Raw genomic sequence first — 20,651 nt, 5'->3', positions numbered from 1 at the left:
TAATACAAACAGGTTTATTCTCATGGCTTTCATGTTTTTAAATTCAATCCGCAATGATTATTTACGTTCTACATTCCATCTACCATCTTTAGCAACTTCGATATGCAATACCGTTTTATCAGCTAGTTTAATCTGTATATTGCTACGCTGCATTTCATCTGTTTTAGTTGAAATAGACTTGGCTATATCCTCTGAGCGCCAACCTGCTGAATGAGGAACAACCACCGTTACGAAAGTTACAGGTTCTCCCGGCCTTACTTTTTGTTTAGCAAAAGCCGTTACCGGTTTCACCGTATATTCCTGCTGTTGCGCACCGTAACTACGTCCTTTCTGCTTATCAAAATAAACGAGTAACTGACTTCTGCCAATTTCCTCATTTGCACGATTTTTCCAAACTTTCGTCTCGCCCAAAGAGTTAAACCAGTTCTTACCGCTCTTATCTAAAGAATACAATTGCCACAAGCTACCAGCCACACATTCTTCAGTCCCCTGCCCCGGTAACAAGCAATCTTGTAAAACAAGGATACCTTCTTTTGTCAGCACAATATTACGCTGCAAAGTCGTTCCCTCCACACATTGATCATCCAGTATGATTTGTCCATAAGAATCTCCACCTTTCGTCTCTGCCTTTGCACTTTTCACTGTATTCGAATTTAACAATGTACCCGCTTTTTCATGAATATATTCTTCACCGGGAAGAGTTACTTTATTATATGCACGTATTACAAAATCAAGAGTGGACTTCTCTGTTTTCTTTTTTGATATGTGCTTCCAGTCGCAACCAATATAACGATATTCATTCAAGTCAAAATTCATCGCCACATTCAAATTAACAAACGTAACATTTTTATCACGAAGTACAATCTTTACAATCTTTCCCTCTTTGCCATAATCTACCACCGTTGCATTCTTGCTCCAATATTCTTTAAACGTGGATTCATGAATGTTTTTTTCTCCTGCTTTTCCCATCAATCTCACATTCTTAATATAGATTGTTTCTCCCGGCTCTCCCTGAAAACGGAACGACAGACTTTTCATTCCCCGCATGGACGGATTAGCGGAAATTTCCGTAGATTGAGTGAAATCTATAAAATCAGAAAACCATGTATTAGTCAACAAACGACTTTGCTTCATTTCAAAAGGAAATCCGTCAGCCGATTCTTTCATCACAACGACTGTATTGCCATGACGGGCATCAGTAGCATGACGCTGTACTCCATGAAACAGAGGATTATCGTCTACTTCAAAATAGTTAATCGTACCGCGTAAATTAGGATGCTGATGTGTACCGGAAGCATATAAATCACTCATGATAAAAGGAGTTCCCGGTTCCGTTGAAGCACGTAATAACAATTGGTCGGGTATTCCTGCTTTCCCCTTTCTATTTACACGGGCCGTTACCATAGAAAGCCCAACAGGAGAATCTATTTTACCTTTAAAAGTAGGCAATAAAGCCACTTCTGCCAAAATGGCCCAATCACACGCCTGACGAAGATTCCAACCCGGCTTAAAATACTTGTTTTCATCTAAATTGGGATAACCTATCGTAAACAATTTCCAGGCAGCCTTCCGAAAAGAAGCATCTCCCGTCAAACGGGCTATTTTCTCAAATACCAATATCCAATTATTATATGCAAAGAAATAATCGTCACCATACTCCGGCATATATCCACTCGGTGCTTGCTGATCACGATAACGTTCAAACCACTTTTTGATTTCAGGAGTCTTCAACAATTTAACCTTACCACTTTCGATGGCGATGGAAATGATATCATTCAAATGAATAGAAGCATATAAAGTAGCAGCTTCGTCCACATCTTTATTCCGATACCAAAAATCCCACATTTTATCAATATACTTTTTCCATTGAGGAGCATTCGGTGCTTCGGGGAATAAATTATACATCCGTACAAATCCTAAAGCGCGTTCCTGTCCCTGATTATTATCAATGACAAATCCTGGTTCAAAATGAAGATCGGCAAAACGCACCATCACATCATCAGCCTCATTGTTCAAACGCCCATTATCTCTCAAAATTTCATAAGTTAATGTAAGATTCTGCAAAGCAAAAAAATCATCTCGTCCACGCATAAGCTTTTCATCTTTGCGCCAAGCGAGTATTGCACTTTTAAATACTTGCTCCGACATATTCAAATAACGTTCCTGATGCGTTGCTTTATAAAAAAGTGCAAATGAAGACATTAGATTGGTTATCCAACGAACATTTTTATTTTTAATTTCATTTGCGATACGCGCTTCACTATACCCCAGTGTTAACCGATCAAATGCTTTCACTGCCTTTGGCAGAAAATCTTCTTTTTTCAGTTCCTGTGACCAGGCATAACCAGACAAAAACAAGCAGCAAACAACCAGTAATAAATATCTAAGTTTCATAACCATCTTACTTTTTATTAATTTACTTAATCGTGACAACAACAGGATGATTTATATTTTCAGCGTACATATCTATCAGATTTATGAATTCATCTCTTTTAGAAAAACAATCCACACCAAGTTCCCATCCAGCATATACTTGATAACGGTATCCATCTTTTCCCGGTTTCAATTTAACACACCACGTCTTCAGAATACCATAGCCTTCATCCGGCGTATGATAAGTTTCCAAGAACTGCTCACAAGGAATAAGTAAAGCCATTCCCAGCCCATAATCTCTGTTAACTGTCTGTTTATCATACGTAATCATTGATACGCATTTATTATCATACTGCTTTTCTATCGGCTTCCGAGTATTATAGTTAGCTACAATTCCTGTAACCAGTACTCCATTTTCCGGTAGAGGTGAAGTACGAATCTCTTCCTCATAGCCACACTTCCCAGCCCATATTGTCACTTTTTCATGAACATCCACTTTACTTCCCAATACATCCCAACCTATAAAATCCAGCCTAAAGACAGAACGTACCGGTCCTTCGGTTATCACCTCAAAATGAGAAGAATCAATAATGTCAACCGTATCTTTATAATCCACTCCCATACGAACTAACGTATCCGGCAATTGTAAAGCAATACCGCCCAATCCAAAAGAATTGGCCGCACTTAAAATATCTCCTCCCCATTCTCTTAACTCCTGGTAAGTATTACTAGGATGACCATCAGCACAAATTCCCACAGTGTCCAATACCATATCGGAAATTCTTTTGCCAAATAAATCACGACAATTACGTCCATCAAAATAATGGCGGAAACCAACTTTATCATTTTCCCATGCCGGGCCGTCCATTTGATAGGGATAATCAACTCCTCCCCTAGGAAGACTCTGTTTTCCATGAGTATCGGAAACCAAATCTTCTATATGACCGGGAGTAGTCATTTTTCCATAACGAATATTGGTACGTCTTTCAAAAGCCGGATACTTAGTTACATCAACCCACTTTATGCACAATTCAACATTCTCATTTCTTTCTAATGTATATACAAATGCCAACTCATCCCATACACCGTCCTGATTTATATCATCCACTTGGCAAGGAATACGCGTTCCATCGGTTTTCTCTATTACAGGCAACAAGCTATTCTCTACTGCTCTCAGATCAGCACGCGACAAAGTAAAACTTTCATCTATCCGTACCCTGTCTGTAGGATTCTGAAGTAGCACAGAAGTAGCAGAGTGCTCTCTCATACATGATGAGAACACTACCACCAATACATATAAATAACCGATTATTTTCATTTGTATTATTTGAAATCCGTAACTAAAGCATATGCACACCAAAGCATCGGTGCTTGTCCGTGAAGATCTCCCGTCAATGGAAGACGATTCACATAATGTTCGCGACTATCTTTAATCGAAGTACCTTCGCACACATCCTTCACGTCGCCTTTTTCATCAATGTATGTACACAAAGTAATCCAACTTTTACGAACGGCTTCTCCATATTCTTTCTCGTCAAGCCATCCTTTCTTCAGACCGACAATCATAGCATATGTAAACATGGCACTTCCGGAAGTCTCTTCCCACAATTCAGGGTCATCTACCAATTGTCGCCACATTCCTTTCTCATTCTGCATCTTTTTCAATGTCTTCATCATTTTAAGATAAGCAGTCATAATTGCTGGTTTATCCGGATTACTTTCCGGCAGAATACGTAATAATTCTGCCATACCAACCGCCATCCATCCATTAGCACGTCCCCAACAATAAGGGGCTGAAGGAGCGTGATAAAATAAACCATTATCCAGTTGTAAGGAGTCCAAGTAGACGACCATCTCACTGGCAGCACGATTAATATACTTTTCGTCTTTTGTTACCCGATAGGCTTGTGCTTGAATGGCTGTGATCATAAACATATCATCCATCCACAAACGCGTTTGCCAAGAATACCCTTTATCAGTCCATACTTTTTCTTCAGCAGTTAATTCCTGTGTAGCGGGAGCATTCCACTGTTCATCTGCATATTTCATACCCAATTCCAAATATTTATCATCCTGTGTTTGTAGATACAGTTCCAAAGGAACTGTACCAAACACATTATTATCTACATGATTAGCTTTAGGCTGCAAATAAGCTTCAGTTGTAAAAAGCGGTTGAAAACGTGCTTCCAATCTATCTTTCAATCCAACATTATGGGTAGCTTGCGCAAACCATAACCCTCCCAACCAAGTACAGACATCCGGATAGGTTATTTGTGTACGCGGCTCATTTATGCGTAACGGACTACCATATTGTGAATGCCATTGTTCCAAATAGCGGTCTGCTAATTTATTACCGACTTGTACCGGATCTGCCTCTACCGGAAAATTACTCAATAAATCATTTACAGTTTGTTGTTTTCCCGACTTACAAGCACACAAACCTACACAAATCATTACCCAAAATACAAGAATATTATTCTTCCTCATTTTCACCTTATTTTAATACATTTATTTACCTGTCGGCCTACATACCACCCTGAAACCAATAGTTATATCACGTGCACTCAAGCTTTTTCCATTACGCACCAGCACCCGACATGGACTAGGTCTGTCATTAAATCCTCCTCCACGAATCACTCTCGTCAAAGTAAAATCTGTAATTGATGCCTCTTTACCTGGATTAATCTGCTCATCCGCTGTATAATTTTTAAATTCATCCTTACAAATTTCAATTATGTTACCGGACATATCATACAATCCCAATTCATTGGGCTCTTTCTGCTTCACACGTTGTGGCCATGCTTCTTCCTTACCTGATACCCCATTGAGACGAACACAATCTTCATTACAAAAACCTACTTTTGTAAAATCATTGCTTCCGGAGAACATAGTCTGCTTTCTTTTTCTTCCACCACGTGCTGCAAATTCCCATTCTGCTTCTGTAGGGAGATCGAATGTATATTTGTTTCCCGTTAACTTGGATAGATTTTCACAGAATGTTTTAATATCACTCATATTACGCTTATCAGCAGGATAGTCAGCATACAACCCGTCGCCGTAACTCCAAATATACCATTTACCGATAACATAAGAATATAACTCTTGAGTCACCTCAAAACGACACATGTAAAAATCATCTACTGTCACTTTGTGTACCGGAAAGACATTATCGCTTAAACCGTCACCTTGTTCAGCCGTTCCTCCCATCAAGAAAGTTCCGCCTTCCACAAACACCATATCCTTATCAAAAAAATCATTAAAATACTTAATTCGCTTTTGACCGGCATCAGTCGCAAGCCAATCCCACCTTGCCTGTTTAGCATTCGCATCCTTAGAAGATACATTCGGCAAATCCGAAGCGTAAAATTCATAGAACGGTTTTGTTGAGTTATAATCGTTCTTATCAGAATATATCACCGGAATCCTATTCAATAACTCTGTTTTTAGCTCATCTGTCAACAAAGACGCACCTTCTTTCAGCGGAGCATCACTAAAATATGCATCCCCCGGTTCTTCCGGGCGAGTCTCATCTGTTTCATCTCCATCATCAGGCGCCTCGGTAGAAATTCTACATATCACTCTAAATCCAATAGTGGCATCATTCTTTTCCAAGTTCTTTCCACCACGCACTGCGATCCGACAATAATCAGGAGTCACACTGTATCCTCCTCCACGAGTTACCCTTAATAAATCAAAATTTGTAGTATTGATCATTTCATCTTTTCCCGGATTTACTTGATCGGATTCAGTATAGTTTTTAAACTCATTCTTACAAATTTCAATCATATTGCCGGACATATCATATAATCCTAATTCATTAGGTGCTTTCTGCATTACACGTTGTGGCCATGCCATCATTTTGTTACTAACCGCATTGAAACGGAAACAATCTTCATAGCAATTTCCTACTTTCGAAAAATCATCGCTACCTGCAAACATCGTAGAAACCCTCTTTCGTCCACCACGCGCAGCAAATTCCCATTCCGCCTCCGTAGGAAGGTCAAATATCAACCTTTTCCCTGTTAGCTTAGACAAATTATCACAGAAGGTTTTAATTTCTGACATTTTACGTTTATCTGCTGGATAATCAGCATACATACCATCGGCATAAGACCACTTATACCATTTTCCTATAACATAGGAGAACAACTCTTGAGTCACCTCAAAACGACACATATAGAAATCATCTACTGTTACTTTATGTACTGGAAAAATAGAAGTATGTAAGCCATCACCTTGTTCTGCTGTTCCTCCCATCAAGAAAGTACCACCTTGTACAAATACCATATCTTCTGTCAGAAACTTCTTAAAATATTCTAATCTCTGTCTACCCGCTTCAGTCTCCAACCATTCTTTTCGTGCTACAGTGGCATTATAATCATCAGAAGCAACATCGGGTAAATCCGACACATAAAAATCAGCAAACACTGTCCCTGCTGTATAATCATTTTTATTAGAATATATCGGCATTATATTTTTCTTCAATGCAGCTTCAAGCCCTTCAATATTCCACAGCGATGCACCTTCCGTTATCGGTGCAGAACTAAAAGCTGCATCTCCTGGTTCTTCCGGACGGTCATACATTGTATCATTGGATGTATTGTTGTTATCATCATCATTACAAGCGAATAGGGATATAGACAATGCAAGTCCCCATAATATATGTTTCATCATTTTTTGTATCATAGTTATTTCATTATTGACGAATTATTAATAACCTTCATTCTGCCACATAATATCTTCATTTCCATAAGTCAACAGATCAGACAAAGGAATAGGAGCCAATTTATTATATGATTTCATACTATAGGTTGGAACATTAGAATTTATATTATATTCTTCCGAAGCCAATGCAAAGTGTTTTTCCATCGCATCTTCTGCCAAATCCCAACGAATCAGATCCGGCCAACGAATCCCTTCGAAAGCGAACTCCACAAAACGCTCTTTAACCAAACGATCAAAAACATCTTTCTTACTTGCAAAATTCCCATTTTCGAATGTTTCCAAACCAGCTCTTTCTCTGACTTCATTAATAATGCCTACAACTTCTGTTAGATTCCCATAGAAATCTAACTCATTTAATGCTTCAGCATACATCAATTTGACATCTGTATACCTCAAAATAGAGATATTATTTCCAAATTCATCATAAGCAGTCGGAGTCGTTTCCGACATTTGTAAGAACTTACGGACAAAGTACTGGTCCGTCACCGGTTTGTCCTTATCCAAATACAATCCTGTTACAACCGTAATATCTTTTCTTTTATCACCCTCTTCGTATGTATCTCCTCCCCATAAAGATTCCGAAGCACGAATAGACCCGGAAGCTCCAACAAAAGAAACGCCATTCATCAATTTAGAATCCTTAGAAACATTAATATTAGAAGGAATGAACCAACCACTAAAACTTTGGCTAAGCCCTAAGGCCTTACCACTTTTTCCACCTAAATATTGTACCTCCCAAACTCGCTCCGGACCATTATTATATGCATCACTAAAACAATCTTCATATTTTGTGGCCATTTTATAAGGTGCCCCCTCTTTATCCACTACTACTTTCAACCAATTAGCTGCTTCTGTATAATTTTTCATATACAGATATATCCGTCCCAACATTCCTGCCGCAGCATACTTCGTTACTCTTCCGGCATTGGCATCCGTCCATTTTTCCGGAAGATTATTCCAAGCATCTTTAAAATCAGAAATAGCCTGTTCATAGGTCTTCTCCTGACTCTCTCGACGGACTGTATATATTTCTTCACGAGGCATTTCATGAATAATCAGAGGTGCTCCTCCCCAACACCATGCAAACTGAAAATAAGCTAAACCACGCATTGCATACGCTTCACCTTTCAAATTTTTCTTTTGTTCCGCTGTAGCAGATCCCGTAAATTCAATGGGTTCAATTCTGTCTAATAACTGATTACAACGATATATCAACGTCCACCAATCCGACCATGGTCCTTTCCATTTTGGCTCCATAGCCGTATCTAAAAAACGACTGATTTCTTTATAATTTCGCGCTTCATCTCCACGGCTAACAATAGCCTCCAACCAATTTTTATTATACAATTTCTGTAACTGTGCATAACAACCATTAATCGCCAATTCAAAATCCGACGGTTTTTTATAATAATTCTCATCCGTATAGATAGAAGGCTGTTCTACATCCAAATACCCCTCACAAGCAAAGAGAGAGAGAAAACAGCACAAGGTCAGTAATTTAGCAAATATTTTCATAATAATAGTAGATTAAAAAGTCAAATTTACTCCTAAAATATATTTTCTCGCTTGAGGATAAGTCGTATAATCTACTCCACGAATCATCGGGTTATTCGGTGAATAACTATTCACATCCGGATTACCAACATAATCAGTAAAAGTATATAAGTTCTCTGCTGTCACATACACTTTAGCAGATTGAATATGAGACTTCCTCAACCATTTAGTCGGTAACTTATAACTCAAACTTATATTCTGTATACGCAGGAAAGTTGCATTATAAATATACTGATCCGTCGTGTGTAGTACTCCGTCTCTTAATGGAGAGTTATTACCAAATCCATAAGGCAACGGTGTCTTTCCATCCCAAGACATATCAACTCCAAGTCCTGTCGGGATAGGATTTCCGCCTGCATACTCTTCTTTATAACAATGTAGCCATTGCTTCATCTGATTATAATTAGAACGTCCGGAACTCAAATTACGACTAGCCAAATAAAGAACTTTACCACCAATCTGCCCACGTAAGAAGACACTTAATTCAAAACCTTTGTATGAGAAACGATTTGTAAAGCCATAAAGCAAATCTGGATCATTAGAGCCATAAGGTATCATATCATCAGAATTGATTTCCCCATTACCATCCGTATCTACATACTTTAAGTTTCCTGGAATCTGATTTTCCAAAACCGGAACCAGAGGCTTACTCTTATCATATTTTCCATCAGCCCCTACACCGAAATCAGCACTCGTCAACAAACCATCGGTTTTATATACATAAAATTGAGAAATCGGTCCACCAACCTTAGTGATAAAACGAGCATCCCAAGCTTCTGTTATAACATTGTCATTGCCTCCCATATCCAATACTTTATTCTTATTGGCAGACAAATTCAGTGTAGTAGACCATTTAAAATTTCTCTTATGAATATTCACAGTAGTCAAATCCATTTCCCAACCTCTATTTTCAATGGATGCCAAGTTTGTATTCATCGTATTAAAACCTGTAGCAGCAGGTAATTTCAAAGAATAAAGCAAATCATCAGTACGATTAATATAATAATCAAGATTCAACTGTACCCGGTTACGGAACAAAGAAAGGTCAAGACCGAAATTCAATGCTTTTGTTGTCTCCCATTTCAAGTTACTATTTGCTAAATTTTTGGCATACATTCCAACATGAGAGGTCCCTCCATATACCGCATTGATTACATTATAATTCGAAATATAATCAGCCACTCCTACACGGTCATTTCCCGACATACCCCAAGAAGCACGTATTTTTAGCAAATTGATAACTTTGATATTTTTCATAAAGTCCTCACCGCTTATTTTCCAGCCGGCAGAAACAGAAGGAAATAATGCCCAGCGATTACCTGGTCCGAAACGCGAAGAACCATCACGGCGAATAGAAGCTGAAGCCAGATACTTATCAGCATAATTGTAATTCAAACGACCAAACAAAGAAGAAGTACGTAAAATCTGTCTGGCACTATTAGCCTTATTCGGGGTAGCTCCCATATTCAATGTTGACACATAATCTAAAGGGAAATCAAGAGCACCGGCGTCACTATTAAAGTAGTTACGTTCATCAATACTCTGCCCCAATAAAATATCCAATTTATGTTTCTTCCCAAACTTCGTTACATAATTCAGTGTATTCTGAATACCCGTACGAGATATGGAGGAAGTAGCTGTAGTACCAATAGCACTTGAAGCAGAAAACGGTTGTACATTCAACGGAAGGAAATATTCTGAAATTTTAGACTCTGTATTATAATTAAACAACGTCTTAAATGTCAATCCTTTCAATATCTTCACTTCTGCCCACAAAGCAGTGTTATATACTCTTTTCTCAATTTTATCAGTGACATTCATCAAACGCTCATAAGGATTCACTTGTGTCTGGTAACTAGGATTAAATCCAAAATCCCGCGTATTTTCATCCAAACGTAAAGTTGCCGGCAAATAAAGAGAACTCATTATCACTTTATCCTTACCTTCAGATTCGCCACGGTTCTGTGTAGAAATAGTAGGTGCAAAGTTAATTCCTGCTCTCAAATATTTATTAATATCCAATGCAGCATTCATACGGAAATTAAAACGTTCGTAATCAGTATTCTTCACAATACCATCCTGATTCATATACCCTGCGGACAAGTAGATAGCATATTTTTTACCCTTAGAAGATACAGATACTTGATGATTGTGCGTCCATGCAGTTCTCAAAATCTGATCCGTCCAATCCACCGTAGAAAGTAACGGATTCAATGACCAGTCCGCTGTTTCCGACTGCGGGTTGGCCAACCAATCTTCATTTATCCTACGATTGGATGGTCTGTCTTTATTAGGAGTTGTCATGCTATAACCCTCTGAAAGATATTTAGCATTCATGTACCATATATTATAAGCTAGAAACTCCTTAGCACTCATTACTTCCGGTAAGTCATAAGCATTCTGCACACCCAAATAAGATTCCCATGTAATGATCGGTTTCGCTCCTTTAGCCTGCTTGGTTTCAATCAACACGACACCAGCCGAACCTCGGGCACCATAAATAGAGGTAGCAGCAGCATCTTTCAAAACCTGGATAGAAGCTACATCCGAAGGATTCACATCACTCATAGATTCAGTAATTACTCCATCTACAACAATTAATGGAGACGATGAACTATTAATAGAGCTGGCCCCTCTGACCAAAATTTGCATTTCTTCACCAGGAATACCACTAGCCGTTTGCGTCTGTACACCGGATAATTGTCCGGAAAGAGCATCGCTTAAACTTGTAATAGGACGCCCTTCAATCGCATCCGCAGAAATCTTTGCAACAGAAGTAGTCAGGTCCGACTTCTTCATTGAACCGTAACCCACAACTACTACTTCATCTAATGTCTTTGAGTCTTCTTCGAGTTTAATCAGAAGTTGTTGCTTACCATTCACACTGACTTTCTTTTCCACATAGCCCACATAGGTAACAATCAGTGTGGCATTCTTCCCTACATTTAAGGTAAACTTACCATTCAGGTCTGTAATCGTTCCTACAGCTTTATTGCCATTCTCTACAATATTGGCACCAATAATGGGTTCCCCCATCATATCGACCACAGTACCTGTTACTTTCATTTGCGCCCAGACGACGCTACTTAAACATAATACTAAAAGAGTCGTCAAGAGTCTATGTTTCTCATAGAGACTGCTTCTCCGATTTACTTTGTCGTTCATACACTAAATTTTACAAGGTTAATAAATCGTTTATCATTCCTTAACGCCGCAAATATAGATATACGATATCCAACAGATTGGGAATATTGTATCAAACACTCGAAAAATAGGGTACACTTCCTCCTTTCCGGACTTTTTTACTAAGAAATGACACTTTTATCATGTTGTTTCAAGTAACTTGTAGGTGCAATACCATAAGTTGCCTTAAAAACTTTACCAAAATAGGACGGGTCAGAATACCCAACACTATAGGCAACTTCAGAAATAGAATATTGACCGGTTGCCAACATCTCAACGGCCAATTTCATACGAACGTTTTGAATCAATTTATTAGGAGAGACATTCGATATGGCTCTCACTTTCCGAAAGAATTGAGAACGTCCCATATTTAAAGTTTCATATAAGTCGTTAACAGACAGTTCCGGTTCATGCGCCTTTTCACGAATTAGATCCATTACTTCCTGTATAAAACTATCTTGCGCGCTCAATTCAGCTACCGGCACTTCAATAGAATCCAACTTCTCCCTAAAAATCAGACGAAGTCTGTTACGATTCTTAAGTATGCTATCTAACTTTGCCAAAAGTACTTTAGGAATAAATGGCTTCAATACATAGTCGTCTGCCAAAGCCTCATACCCCTCTTCGATATGCTCACTCAAAACCTTTGCAGTCAACAATACTACAGGAATATGAGCTGTAATCTTTTCATCTTTGACAGCCTTACATAATTCAACTCCATTCATGACGGGCATCATAACATCACTGACAATCAAATCCGGAACTTGCTCGACAGCAATTTCCAATGCTTTCTTACCATTGGAAGCCGTATTAACAACATATTGTTTTGATAATAAAAGAGAAGTATACTGCCGCATATCATCGTCATCTTCTACCAATAATATATGAGGGCGTTTCTCTCCCTCCTTCTGTTTTACATTTTTTTCTTCAATAGGAGTTATACACTCACGTTTTATTTTTTTCAAGTATGTATCCTCGTCGTTTTCCACAAATTCGACATTGGCTTCAGCGAAACATTCTTTACCTAAATTCAATTCTACAAAAAATTCCGCACCACATCCGAGAGTACTTTCCACCCATATCTTTCCTTTATGTAGCTTTACTGCATATTGTGCCATGTTCAGCCCTATACCACTGCCAAATAAATTAGATTTACCACCTTGCTCTACTTGAAAGAACAAATCGAATATTTTAGATATATTTTCTTTTGAAATCCCTTCACCACAATCTTTTACTGAAATCACAACACTACTTTCTCTTGCAACGGAACGTACCAAAATGCGTGTTCCCTTAGGTGAATGTTTCACAGCATTTGACAGCAGATTAAATAAAACTTTCTCCATCAAATCTATATCAATCCAAAGTTCTTCACCATAATAATTATTAGTATAGCCAATAGTCAACTCTTTCTTCTTTAGCAAATCAGAAAAGCTATCTATCTGACCTGTCAGAAACACTCCAAGGTTGACCCTACTCAGTCTCAATTGCATAGCACCATATTCGAGTTTCCGGAAATCCATTAACTGATTTACCAAAAGTAACAAACGATTAGAATTCTTGTATATCTGTTTCATTGGATACAAAAATCGTTCAGGTAAAGTGTCATCCTGCAGAATATCCTCAACCGGTCCCGTAATCAAAGTCAATGGAGTACGTAATTCATGAGAGAAGTTTGTGAAAAGCTCCATCTTCATCCGATAGTTACGTTCCACATTTTCTTTTTTAATTTCTTCTATCTTTCTTTTATATTTATCAGTTTTACGCTTATACCAATAATACAACGCAAGGGCAATTATCATTAATGACAATAATACATAAATAACTTTTGCCCATAAAGTGAGCCAAACCGGTGGATGAACAATTACATTAACAGTCGTTTCCTGTCCCCATATACCATCACTATTGCAAGCTTTTACATAAAAGGTATAGTGACCAGCAGAAAGATGTGAATAGACAACTTCATTCCGGTCACTATAATTCCAATTATTATCCAACCCATCCATCCGATATGCATACCGATAAGCCTTAGGAAAGATATAGTCCAACGAAGAAAATTTAATAACCACAGCAGCATTTTTATAGGAGAGTTCAACATGTTCCAAACTACGTGCATTATCATACTTCACCTGTTCTGTCTGGTTATCAGAAGCAAGACTATTTATAGAGGACAGATAAACAATCGGCTTCTCTCCTTCCTCCCATTTGACAAGCTCTTGCGGATCAAATTCAGCAATACCATTATTTCCACCAACATAAATCCGCCCCTCTTTCGTCTGTAATAATGCTTTTCTGGACACCTCATTCAATGGAAAAGCTGTATCACAGGTATAGTTTACAATTTTCAAATCATTGAAAGATAATCTAGACAACCCAATGATGGTAGAAATCCAAATATCACCTGTCTTCCGATCCTCTACCACACCACAAACAGAATTATGTATCAGACCTTGCTCTACACCAAAATGTTCAATCGTCTTTTTCTGTGGTTCGTAACAATACACTCCTGAATCAAATGTTCCAACCCACACATTTTTATTTTTATCCTGATAAAGGACACTTACATTTTTATTCTCCACCTCTTCAAATCCGGTATGGTCACCTTTAAAATAAGGAGCTTGTTCATTGGGGGAATAATTAAAATGCCAAACTCCACTCGTACGTCCTCCTACAAGCATAGAGGTTCCATACGCAAGTAAATCTTGTGTAAGCATGAAACGAGTGCTTCCATCCTGATTGGTTGTAAATGAACGATTCAAGATCTTTGTGTGAGGATCATAGCACGTAAGTTCATCTTCAGCAATCCATATATTGCCCACAGAATCCTTCGCCATTGATCGTACCTGCCGCTCCGAAGAAAGAACCGTTATCTCACGACAAACAGTACTCGTTTTCATATTAAGCGAATAAATTCCTTTATTCAATATATAAAATAGAATTTGATCCGCTTCATAAGGGAACATATGATACACTTCATCCTTCGTTGCCATCTGTGATTGTTCATCCGACAACCTGATCTCATTTACATGACCATCTTTTAAATCAAGCGTACAAATTCCCTCATTATGTCCTATCCACAATTTACCTTCACCTTCGATCAACTGTCCGTTTACTCGCACAGAATGAAAAGGATCAGTAGTCAATGGATGATAACGGAACAGATATTGCCTAGGATGATAAAACAAAACTCCTTCATTGAAAGTTCCAGCCCATAATCCCCCCTGACGATCCTCGTAAAGACTCATTAAACGACAGCTACCAAATAAACCGGAAGGTTGCCATTCTCCCAATTGTCGTCGAATGGCATGAGTCCGTTCATTCATCGCCCAAAGTCCATTATCTGTAGCAAATAATAAAATAGAATCATTATAGACGAGCATATCATGAATCTGCCCCTTCCAACTAGTAGCATCAACTGGCAACAAAGTCTTTATCTTAGTAACAGAGTGATTCTGTGGCTGATAAAGCAGTACATTATCCAATCCTGACGCCAACCATGTCCTTCCTTTACTATCCTGGAGTATTTTCAGAAAAGCCTGATAGTTGTCTCCATTTATATCATAAAAAGCTTTCATAGTTTCGGTATCCAGACGAGCAATTCCCCGTCCGGACACACTTAGTAATAGCTGATTATTTCCACCAGGAGCCATACTGTTTATATCCAACCCTCTAAATTCATCCAATCGGGTACATCTTCTGTCATGCATCACATAAACTCCAATTTTGGTAGCTACCCATACAGCCTCATCTGGCGCAATCCAGACTCCTACAACTACTCCTTTAGGTAACTCCTCCCCTTGATACATAATGGAAATATCCAAATATTTTTCACTAAAAGGATCAAACACAGTAACCCCATTAAATGTACCAATCCACATCCGTCCCTGTCGATCGGAAGTTATGCTAACAATATCATTTGATTGCTTTACATTTGTATCCGACTTGTAGAAAAAGTTTTTTACTTCGTATCCATCCAAACGGTTCAAACCATCCCTTGTTCCTAACCATATATATCCCATATTATCCTGATAAATTGCTTTTACCGAACTATTAGATAAACCATCAGTTACAGTGTACGAACGATATGGAGTCTTCATGCTAAATAATTCTAAGCAACTTAATAATATAGTCGACAATAAGATAATTCTCTTCATCCTGTAGTCATATTAAAAAAAGTTTCTTACTCAAGTTCTTTCAAAGGAAATGATGGGAACACTTATTTGCACATTCATATTTTAGGTAAAGTTTCTTCCAGTTCAAATTCCAAAATCTTAATAGATTTTTGTATATGAGGAAATACTTCTCTTGTTATCAAATATTCATGACCAATATATCCATCATATCCATAAGAATAAATAGTCCTCATTATTTCTTTAAAATCAATCGGTTCATTATCCGATAAAGCTTTTCTCCCATCACCTGCTACGTGATAATGGGCAATATAGTCATGATACTTACGAATATCACTTAATATATCAAATTTCATATCATACATCTGCCAAATATCATATAGTAATCTGAAACTCTTCGACCCTAGCTTTCTACATAACTCAACTCCCCACTTCACATTATCACAGGCATAATGAGGATAACTATGTTTGAAATATTCTTCTTTTCCCTCATTTGAACTAAATAATTCCATGACAAGGACTACATTATTCTTTTCAGCAATTCTCATCAAAGGTTGTAATCCACGGACACAATTTTCTAAAGCCTCTTCTGAAGAAAAACTAGTATTGAGTCCCGAATAGCAGATTATTTTACGTATGCCATTCTTTGCAGCCAGCGGAATAAGCTGTTTATACCTCCAGATTAGTTCTTCATGAAAGTCCGGATTACAGAACCCCCTTTCTACTCCTAAATCGGCTCCATCAGCTACCGCTATATCATACCCATAACTTTTTATCAGATCCCATTTTTCCGGTCCAACCAGTTCTATAGATACTACCCCTAAAGACTTAACGCCTTTGCACAGTTCTTGTAATGGAAAACGGAAACTCCATTGGGATAACGAATGTTTTATCTTTGTAGCTTGCACTATACCACAAGACAATATCAAGATTACAATTAATAAGATTCTTCTGATTGATATTTTCATTTCTACTTATTTTTCAATATTAGACATCATAATCACGTTCTCTTTTTCAACCTCTGGCGAAAGTTCCACGACTTTTTTCACCGTAGAAAAATCATTCATCATCAATTTTATTCGAGAATTATCCTTACCCTCTGTTTTTAAGAACAAAGGCAAAACATTAGGAGAAGAATAACCGGATACTGTTACATTATTGGAATTCTTAACATACACTAATGCCTCATCTGAAGTATGATCATCAGACTCCGGATTCAAGACTTTTACATTGAAAGCATCATCCAGCCAGAAAGCATGACGAACATCTTTATATCTCAAATTAAAACACACATTTTCCAATGTTACATTGCGGGCATGACGAACAAAAAAGCCATAAGCCGGCAAATTGGGACCAAACATTTTATTTTCAGGATAAGTTTTCTCTTTTTCAGGAATCTCTCTTTTCACATGATCTATCAATCCTCCTCCGGGACAATTGAATATCACATTACTGATTTTTATATTTTCTGCATAATATCCGGGAATACCTGTAATTGAACTCGTCATCAGGCTTTCACCATTAGCTATAATATTAGAAATTACAATATCCTTCAAATACTTGACCGGGCGAGGACGCCGCGCCCCCAATCTTATAAAAATAGGTGTCAAGACATCCTGCATAGTAATATTGGTTATCGAAATCTTCTCCAATATACCGGCATCAACCATCTCAATAGAAATACCGGAATTATTATTTACCGGTGCTGTCACACCCGGCACCATATGTGCCTTATACCCGAACAAATCATTTTCAGACGGAGTTTTTATCACACAATTACTAACTGTTATATTCTTAAATCCGCTCATAGAAGCTGTACCAAATTTGATAGCATTGCAATTGGAAGCAATTATACAATTAGTCACTGTCACATTCTCACAAAGTTTTTCCTTATGATTGCTTTTAAAACAAATACCATCATCGGTAGACTCAATCATACAATCGCTAACCACTACATTACGGGCATCAATATCGATTCCATCATTATTAAAATTACAATGTGAATATATGCGAATACCATGAACAAACACTTCATCACAATCCCAAATACGGAAAGTCCAGTTGGCCGAATTACGCAAAGTCACATTCTGAATATGCATCCTTCGACAATTCTTGAAAACAACGACATAAGGTCGCAACGGAGCACTGTCTCCACTTTGGAATACTAAGTCACATCCGTTACCATTAATTGTGCCAAATCCAGTAATGGATGCATCTTCAATATTGGCCGCATGTACAATTCCCTTCCTATCTTTCGCTAAATTAGGATAATCATCCAAGTCTTTACTACCTGATAATTCAGCATTCTGTTCCAAATGTAAATTGACATGACTTTTCAAGAAAATAGTACCAGTTACATACACTCCGGAAGGAATAATCACTCTCCCCCCTCCTTCTTCCGCGCAACGATCAATAGCTAGTTGAAGATAAACTGTATTTTTTGTATTCCCATCACCTATCGCCCCAAAATCTATGACATTATAATCCTTTGCATTCATTACAAAAGCCAATAGGACAAACAATAAACATAAAAAGTTTTTCTTATTCATTCCCAATCTATCTTTATCACAAGTTTGTTAAAATAAATTCTATTACCAATACAATGGACTATTCTAGCAACAAAGTCTTAATACCTGTCTTCGTATTAAATCGAACACTACCATCACCAGCCTTTTGTTGCATATAATCACTTCGTGATATACATTCAGTATTTAAGTCCACCACTTTTCCATTAATCTTATACTGCCCATCGTAAGGTGCTTCCGGTGAAAAGAAAGTTAGTTCCAATACATCACCCTTGATATTCATATAAGATATAGCCGGTGCATTGCTTGTTTCATAATCCTTTGAAAGTTGAATTTTTACCTTTGTACCAATATCATCGGCAAATCTCCCCAATTCAATATCCATATCCCCTTGTACATCCTTATATCGTTCATCAATCTCTGTCGTTTCCAATACCCATGCTCCCCTACGTCGGTTACTATCCTTCAATGTCAATATATCATGTTCCTTGATAATATATTTAGTATCCTGCAGGCCGAAATCCCAGTCCTCCGGAGTAGCAAAAGCAAACATCATCGTCCCGGTATGACACAATACCCAACGCATATCATTAATTTTTCTAATAACTCTTTTCTTAATTCCTTTACGAGTGAAAGGCACATACATTTGATAAAATTTAGGTTGGTCCATATAATCATCAGCCACATTATATACTCCAATAGCACTTTTTTCATACCCTAATACCCGATGATAAGGATTTTCACCATACCCCGGTTTATTCGACACAGTCTGATTTCTCTGTGGGCGCTCCGGATTGTCAAGACACACGCTGAATATAGAAACGTCCGACAAATCAGATTGCCACACTAAATGCAGATTTTTAGTTTCTTTAAAGGCATATGTATATTGGAATGCTTTCAGTTTATCAGAAAACGCCTCAATAGTTTGTGTAGACAAACCATATTTTTCACTTTGGTAGGTATATCTACAGCAAAAATGGTCATCATTTATCCTCAAAGCTTCAAAACTATAAGGATAGTGTTTACCTGCGTTTAAGGTCTGAAGAAAAGAAAGTGGTTTGACTGTTCGCTGATAAGCCATCCAGAAATTTATACAACCAAAATTATCCTTATCAGCTGCTAAACGAATCATACGTTTGACTTGTCCACCATAAAATAACCAAGCCAACTGTACAATCTGTACATCCACATTCAAATTGCCTGTACATAAATTTGCCCAGCCTTTACTACGAGAAGGATTAGCACAATAAATTCCCCGATTCCACGGTAACATTAATTGTGCTACCATATGCTGATAAGTGGCTGTCGCTGTCTTTCTGATTTCTTCATTGCGACTAAATTCAGCCAACATTCTTACATATTGGAGATTAACCCCAATATAAGTAAAACCATCTGCTTCGGGACAGTTGTCTGTAAAAAACAGCCTCAAATCTTTTATTATCTTATCATGTAAAAAGCCTTTTAACCACACTGCAGTATTACCATCCGCATCTCTGAAATCAGTCCATTCTTCTGCTGCAAGATAACCACTTGCCTGACGCATCAATCTCATATTCAAGGTTCCTTTTTCAGAAGCATATTTTCCCAACTGCATAAAGTTTTTCACTTTCTCCCGCAATTGTTCCGGCATACGCTCTTTAGTAAGCATATATCCATGCATAGTAGCGTGAACGGAAAACTCAAGATCAGAATCGGAATTATAAATTTCATCCATATGTTCCAAATGATATTGATATATCTCGGTTAACTTTATTATTGCCTCTGCCATCTCATAATTACTCCATAACCTAGCATAGTAGAATGGAGACAAATATTTGATACTGTACCCTTTGTTTAGAGATACACGTAGCATACAATTAATAAGCGACTTTCCTCTCTCTTCATAGGTAGTCCCCTCCATAAAAGGACCTTCATTTCCCGAATTTTCCTCTGGAGGTAACGGAAAGTATTGATTGAAATTATCATTGACATCATTATCGCCACAAGCCGAAGTGCTTAAGGAAAAGAATATACAAATGATCAAATACAAATAAACTCTCGATTTCATTATTTTTAGAAGTTAAAAAGTTTCTAATTTATCTCAAAATTACAAGAAAGCAGCCTAATTATATTCATATACCATCGTATGAAAGATAAACTACAAAATTTTTATCTGGATTAAAAA

At 37.6% G+C, this 20,651-nt stretch carries 10 protein-coding genes; all 10 read right to left on the bottom strand.

The genetic code is table 11. The features are described 5' to 3' along the window. Positions 1-57: 57 nt before the first annotated feature. Positions 58-2,394: a hypothetical protein gene (locus ACNOGP_RS07475; protein WP_418214440.1), complete on the bottom strand. Its 2,337-nt coding sequence runs from the start codon at positions 2,392-2,394 to the stop codon at positions 58-60. Between the two features lie 22 nt (positions 2,395-2,416). Continuing rightward, entirely contained in the window at positions 2,417-3,691 is a 1,275-nt protein-coding gene (locus ACNOGP_RS07470) for a DUF4861 family protein (protein WP_418214439.1), read from the bottom strand. A gap of 5 nt (positions 3,692-3,696) precedes the next feature. Beyond that, positions 3,697-4,860 carry a glycoside hydrolase family 88/105 protein gene (locus tag ACNOGP_RS07465; protein WP_418214438.1) on the bottom strand — a complete coding sequence of 388 codons (1,164 nt, stop codon included), beginning with the start codon at positions 4,858-4,860 and terminating at the stop codon, positions 3,697-3,699. A 21-nt stretch (positions 4,861-4,881) separates the two neighbouring features. Continuing rightward, a complete protein-coding gene (locus ACNOGP_RS07460) occupies positions 4,882-7,047 on the bottom strand; it encodes a formylglycine-generating enzyme family protein (RefSeq protein ID WP_418214437.1) in 2,166 nt (721 codons plus the stop codon). Positions 7,048-7,083: 36 nt separating this feature from the next. Then, entirely contained in the window at positions 7,084-8,613 is a 1,530-nt protein-coding gene (locus tag ACNOGP_RS07455) for a RagB/SusD family nutrient uptake outer membrane protein (protein ID WP_418214436.1), read from the bottom strand. Between the two features lie 12 nt (positions 8,614-8,625). Continuing rightward, a complete protein-coding gene (locus tag ACNOGP_RS07450) occupies positions 8,626-11,817 on the bottom strand; it encodes a SusC/RagA family TonB-linked outer membrane protein (protein WP_418214435.1) in 3,192 nt (1,063 codons plus the stop codon). 140 nt (positions 11,818-11,957) lie between these two features. Then, positions 11,958-15,929, bottom strand: a complete 3,972-nt coding sequence (locus ACNOGP_RS07445; protein WP_418214434.1) for a two-component regulator propeller domain-containing protein — start codon at positions 15,927-15,929, stop codon at positions 11,958-11,960. 131 nt (positions 15,930-16,060) lie between these two features. Then, positions 16,061-16,930: a TIM barrel protein gene (locus tag ACNOGP_RS07440; protein ID WP_418214433.1), complete on the bottom strand. Its 870-nt coding sequence runs from the start codon at positions 16,928-16,930 to the stop codon at positions 16,061-16,063. Positions 16,931-16,936: 6 nt separating this feature from the next. Continuing rightward, on the bottom strand, positions 16,937-18,511 hold the full coding sequence (locus tag ACNOGP_RS07435) for a glycoside hydrolase family 28 protein (protein WP_418214432.1): 1,575 nt from the start codon (positions 18,509-18,511) through the stop codon (positions 16,937-16,939). Positions 18,512-18,569: 58 nt separating this feature from the next. Further along, a complete protein-coding gene (locus ACNOGP_RS07430; protein WP_418214431.1) occupies positions 18,570-20,534 on the bottom strand; it encodes a hypothetical protein in 1,965 nt (654 codons plus the stop codon). Positions 20,535-20,651 lie beyond the last annotated feature (117 nt).

It is taken from the genome of Bacteroides difficilis (genome assembly GCF_048319815.1).
Taxonomy (GTDB): domain Bacteria; phylum Bacteroidota; class Bacteroidia; order Bacteroidales; family Bacteroidaceae; genus Bacteroides; species Bacteroides zhangwenhongii.
The sequence above is the reverse complement of the archived record's forward strand: the minus strand, read 5'-3'. Positions and strand labels throughout refer to the sequence as shown.

Excerpts from the sequence above, each read along its gene's own strand:
- ACNOGP_RS07445 (WP_418214434.1), bottom strand. The coding sequence starts at position 15,929 with ATGAAGACTCCATATCGTTCGTACACTGTAACTGATGGTTTATCTAAT.
- ACNOGP_RS07450 (WP_418214435.1), bottom strand. The coding sequence starts at position 11,817 with ATGAACGACAAAGTAAATCGGAGAAGCAGTCTCTATGAGAAACATAGA.
- ACNOGP_RS07470 (WP_418214439.1), bottom strand. The coding sequence starts at position 3,691 with ATGAAAATAATCGGTTATTTATATGTATTGGTGGTAGTGTTCTCATCA.
- ACNOGP_RS07435 (WP_418214432.1), bottom strand. The coding sequence starts at position 18,511 with ATGAATAAGAAAAACTTTTTATGTTTATTGTTTGTCCTATTGGCTTTT.
- ACNOGP_RS07430 (WP_418214431.1), bottom strand. The coding sequence starts at position 20,534 with ATGAAATCGAGAGTTTATTTGTATTTGATCATTTGTATATTCTTTTCC.
- ACNOGP_RS07440 (WP_418214433.1), bottom strand. The coding sequence starts at position 16,930 with ATGAAAATATCAATCAGAAGAATCTTATTAATTGTAATCTTGATATTG.
- ACNOGP_RS07460 (WP_418214437.1), bottom strand. The coding sequence starts at position 7,047 with ATGATGAAACATATATTATGGGGACTTGCATTGTCTATATCCCTATTC.
- ACNOGP_RS07475 (WP_418214440.1), bottom strand. The coding sequence starts at position 2,394 with ATGAAACTTAGATATTTATTACTGGTTGTTTGCTGCTTGTTTTTGTCT.
- ACNOGP_RS07455 (WP_418214436.1), bottom strand. The coding sequence starts at position 8,613 with ATGAAAATATTTGCTAAATTACTGACCTTGTGCTGTTTTCTCTCTCTC.
- ACNOGP_RS07465 (WP_418214438.1), bottom strand. The coding sequence starts at position 4,860 with ATGAGGAAGAATAATATTCTTGTATTTTGGGTAATGATTTGTGTAGGT.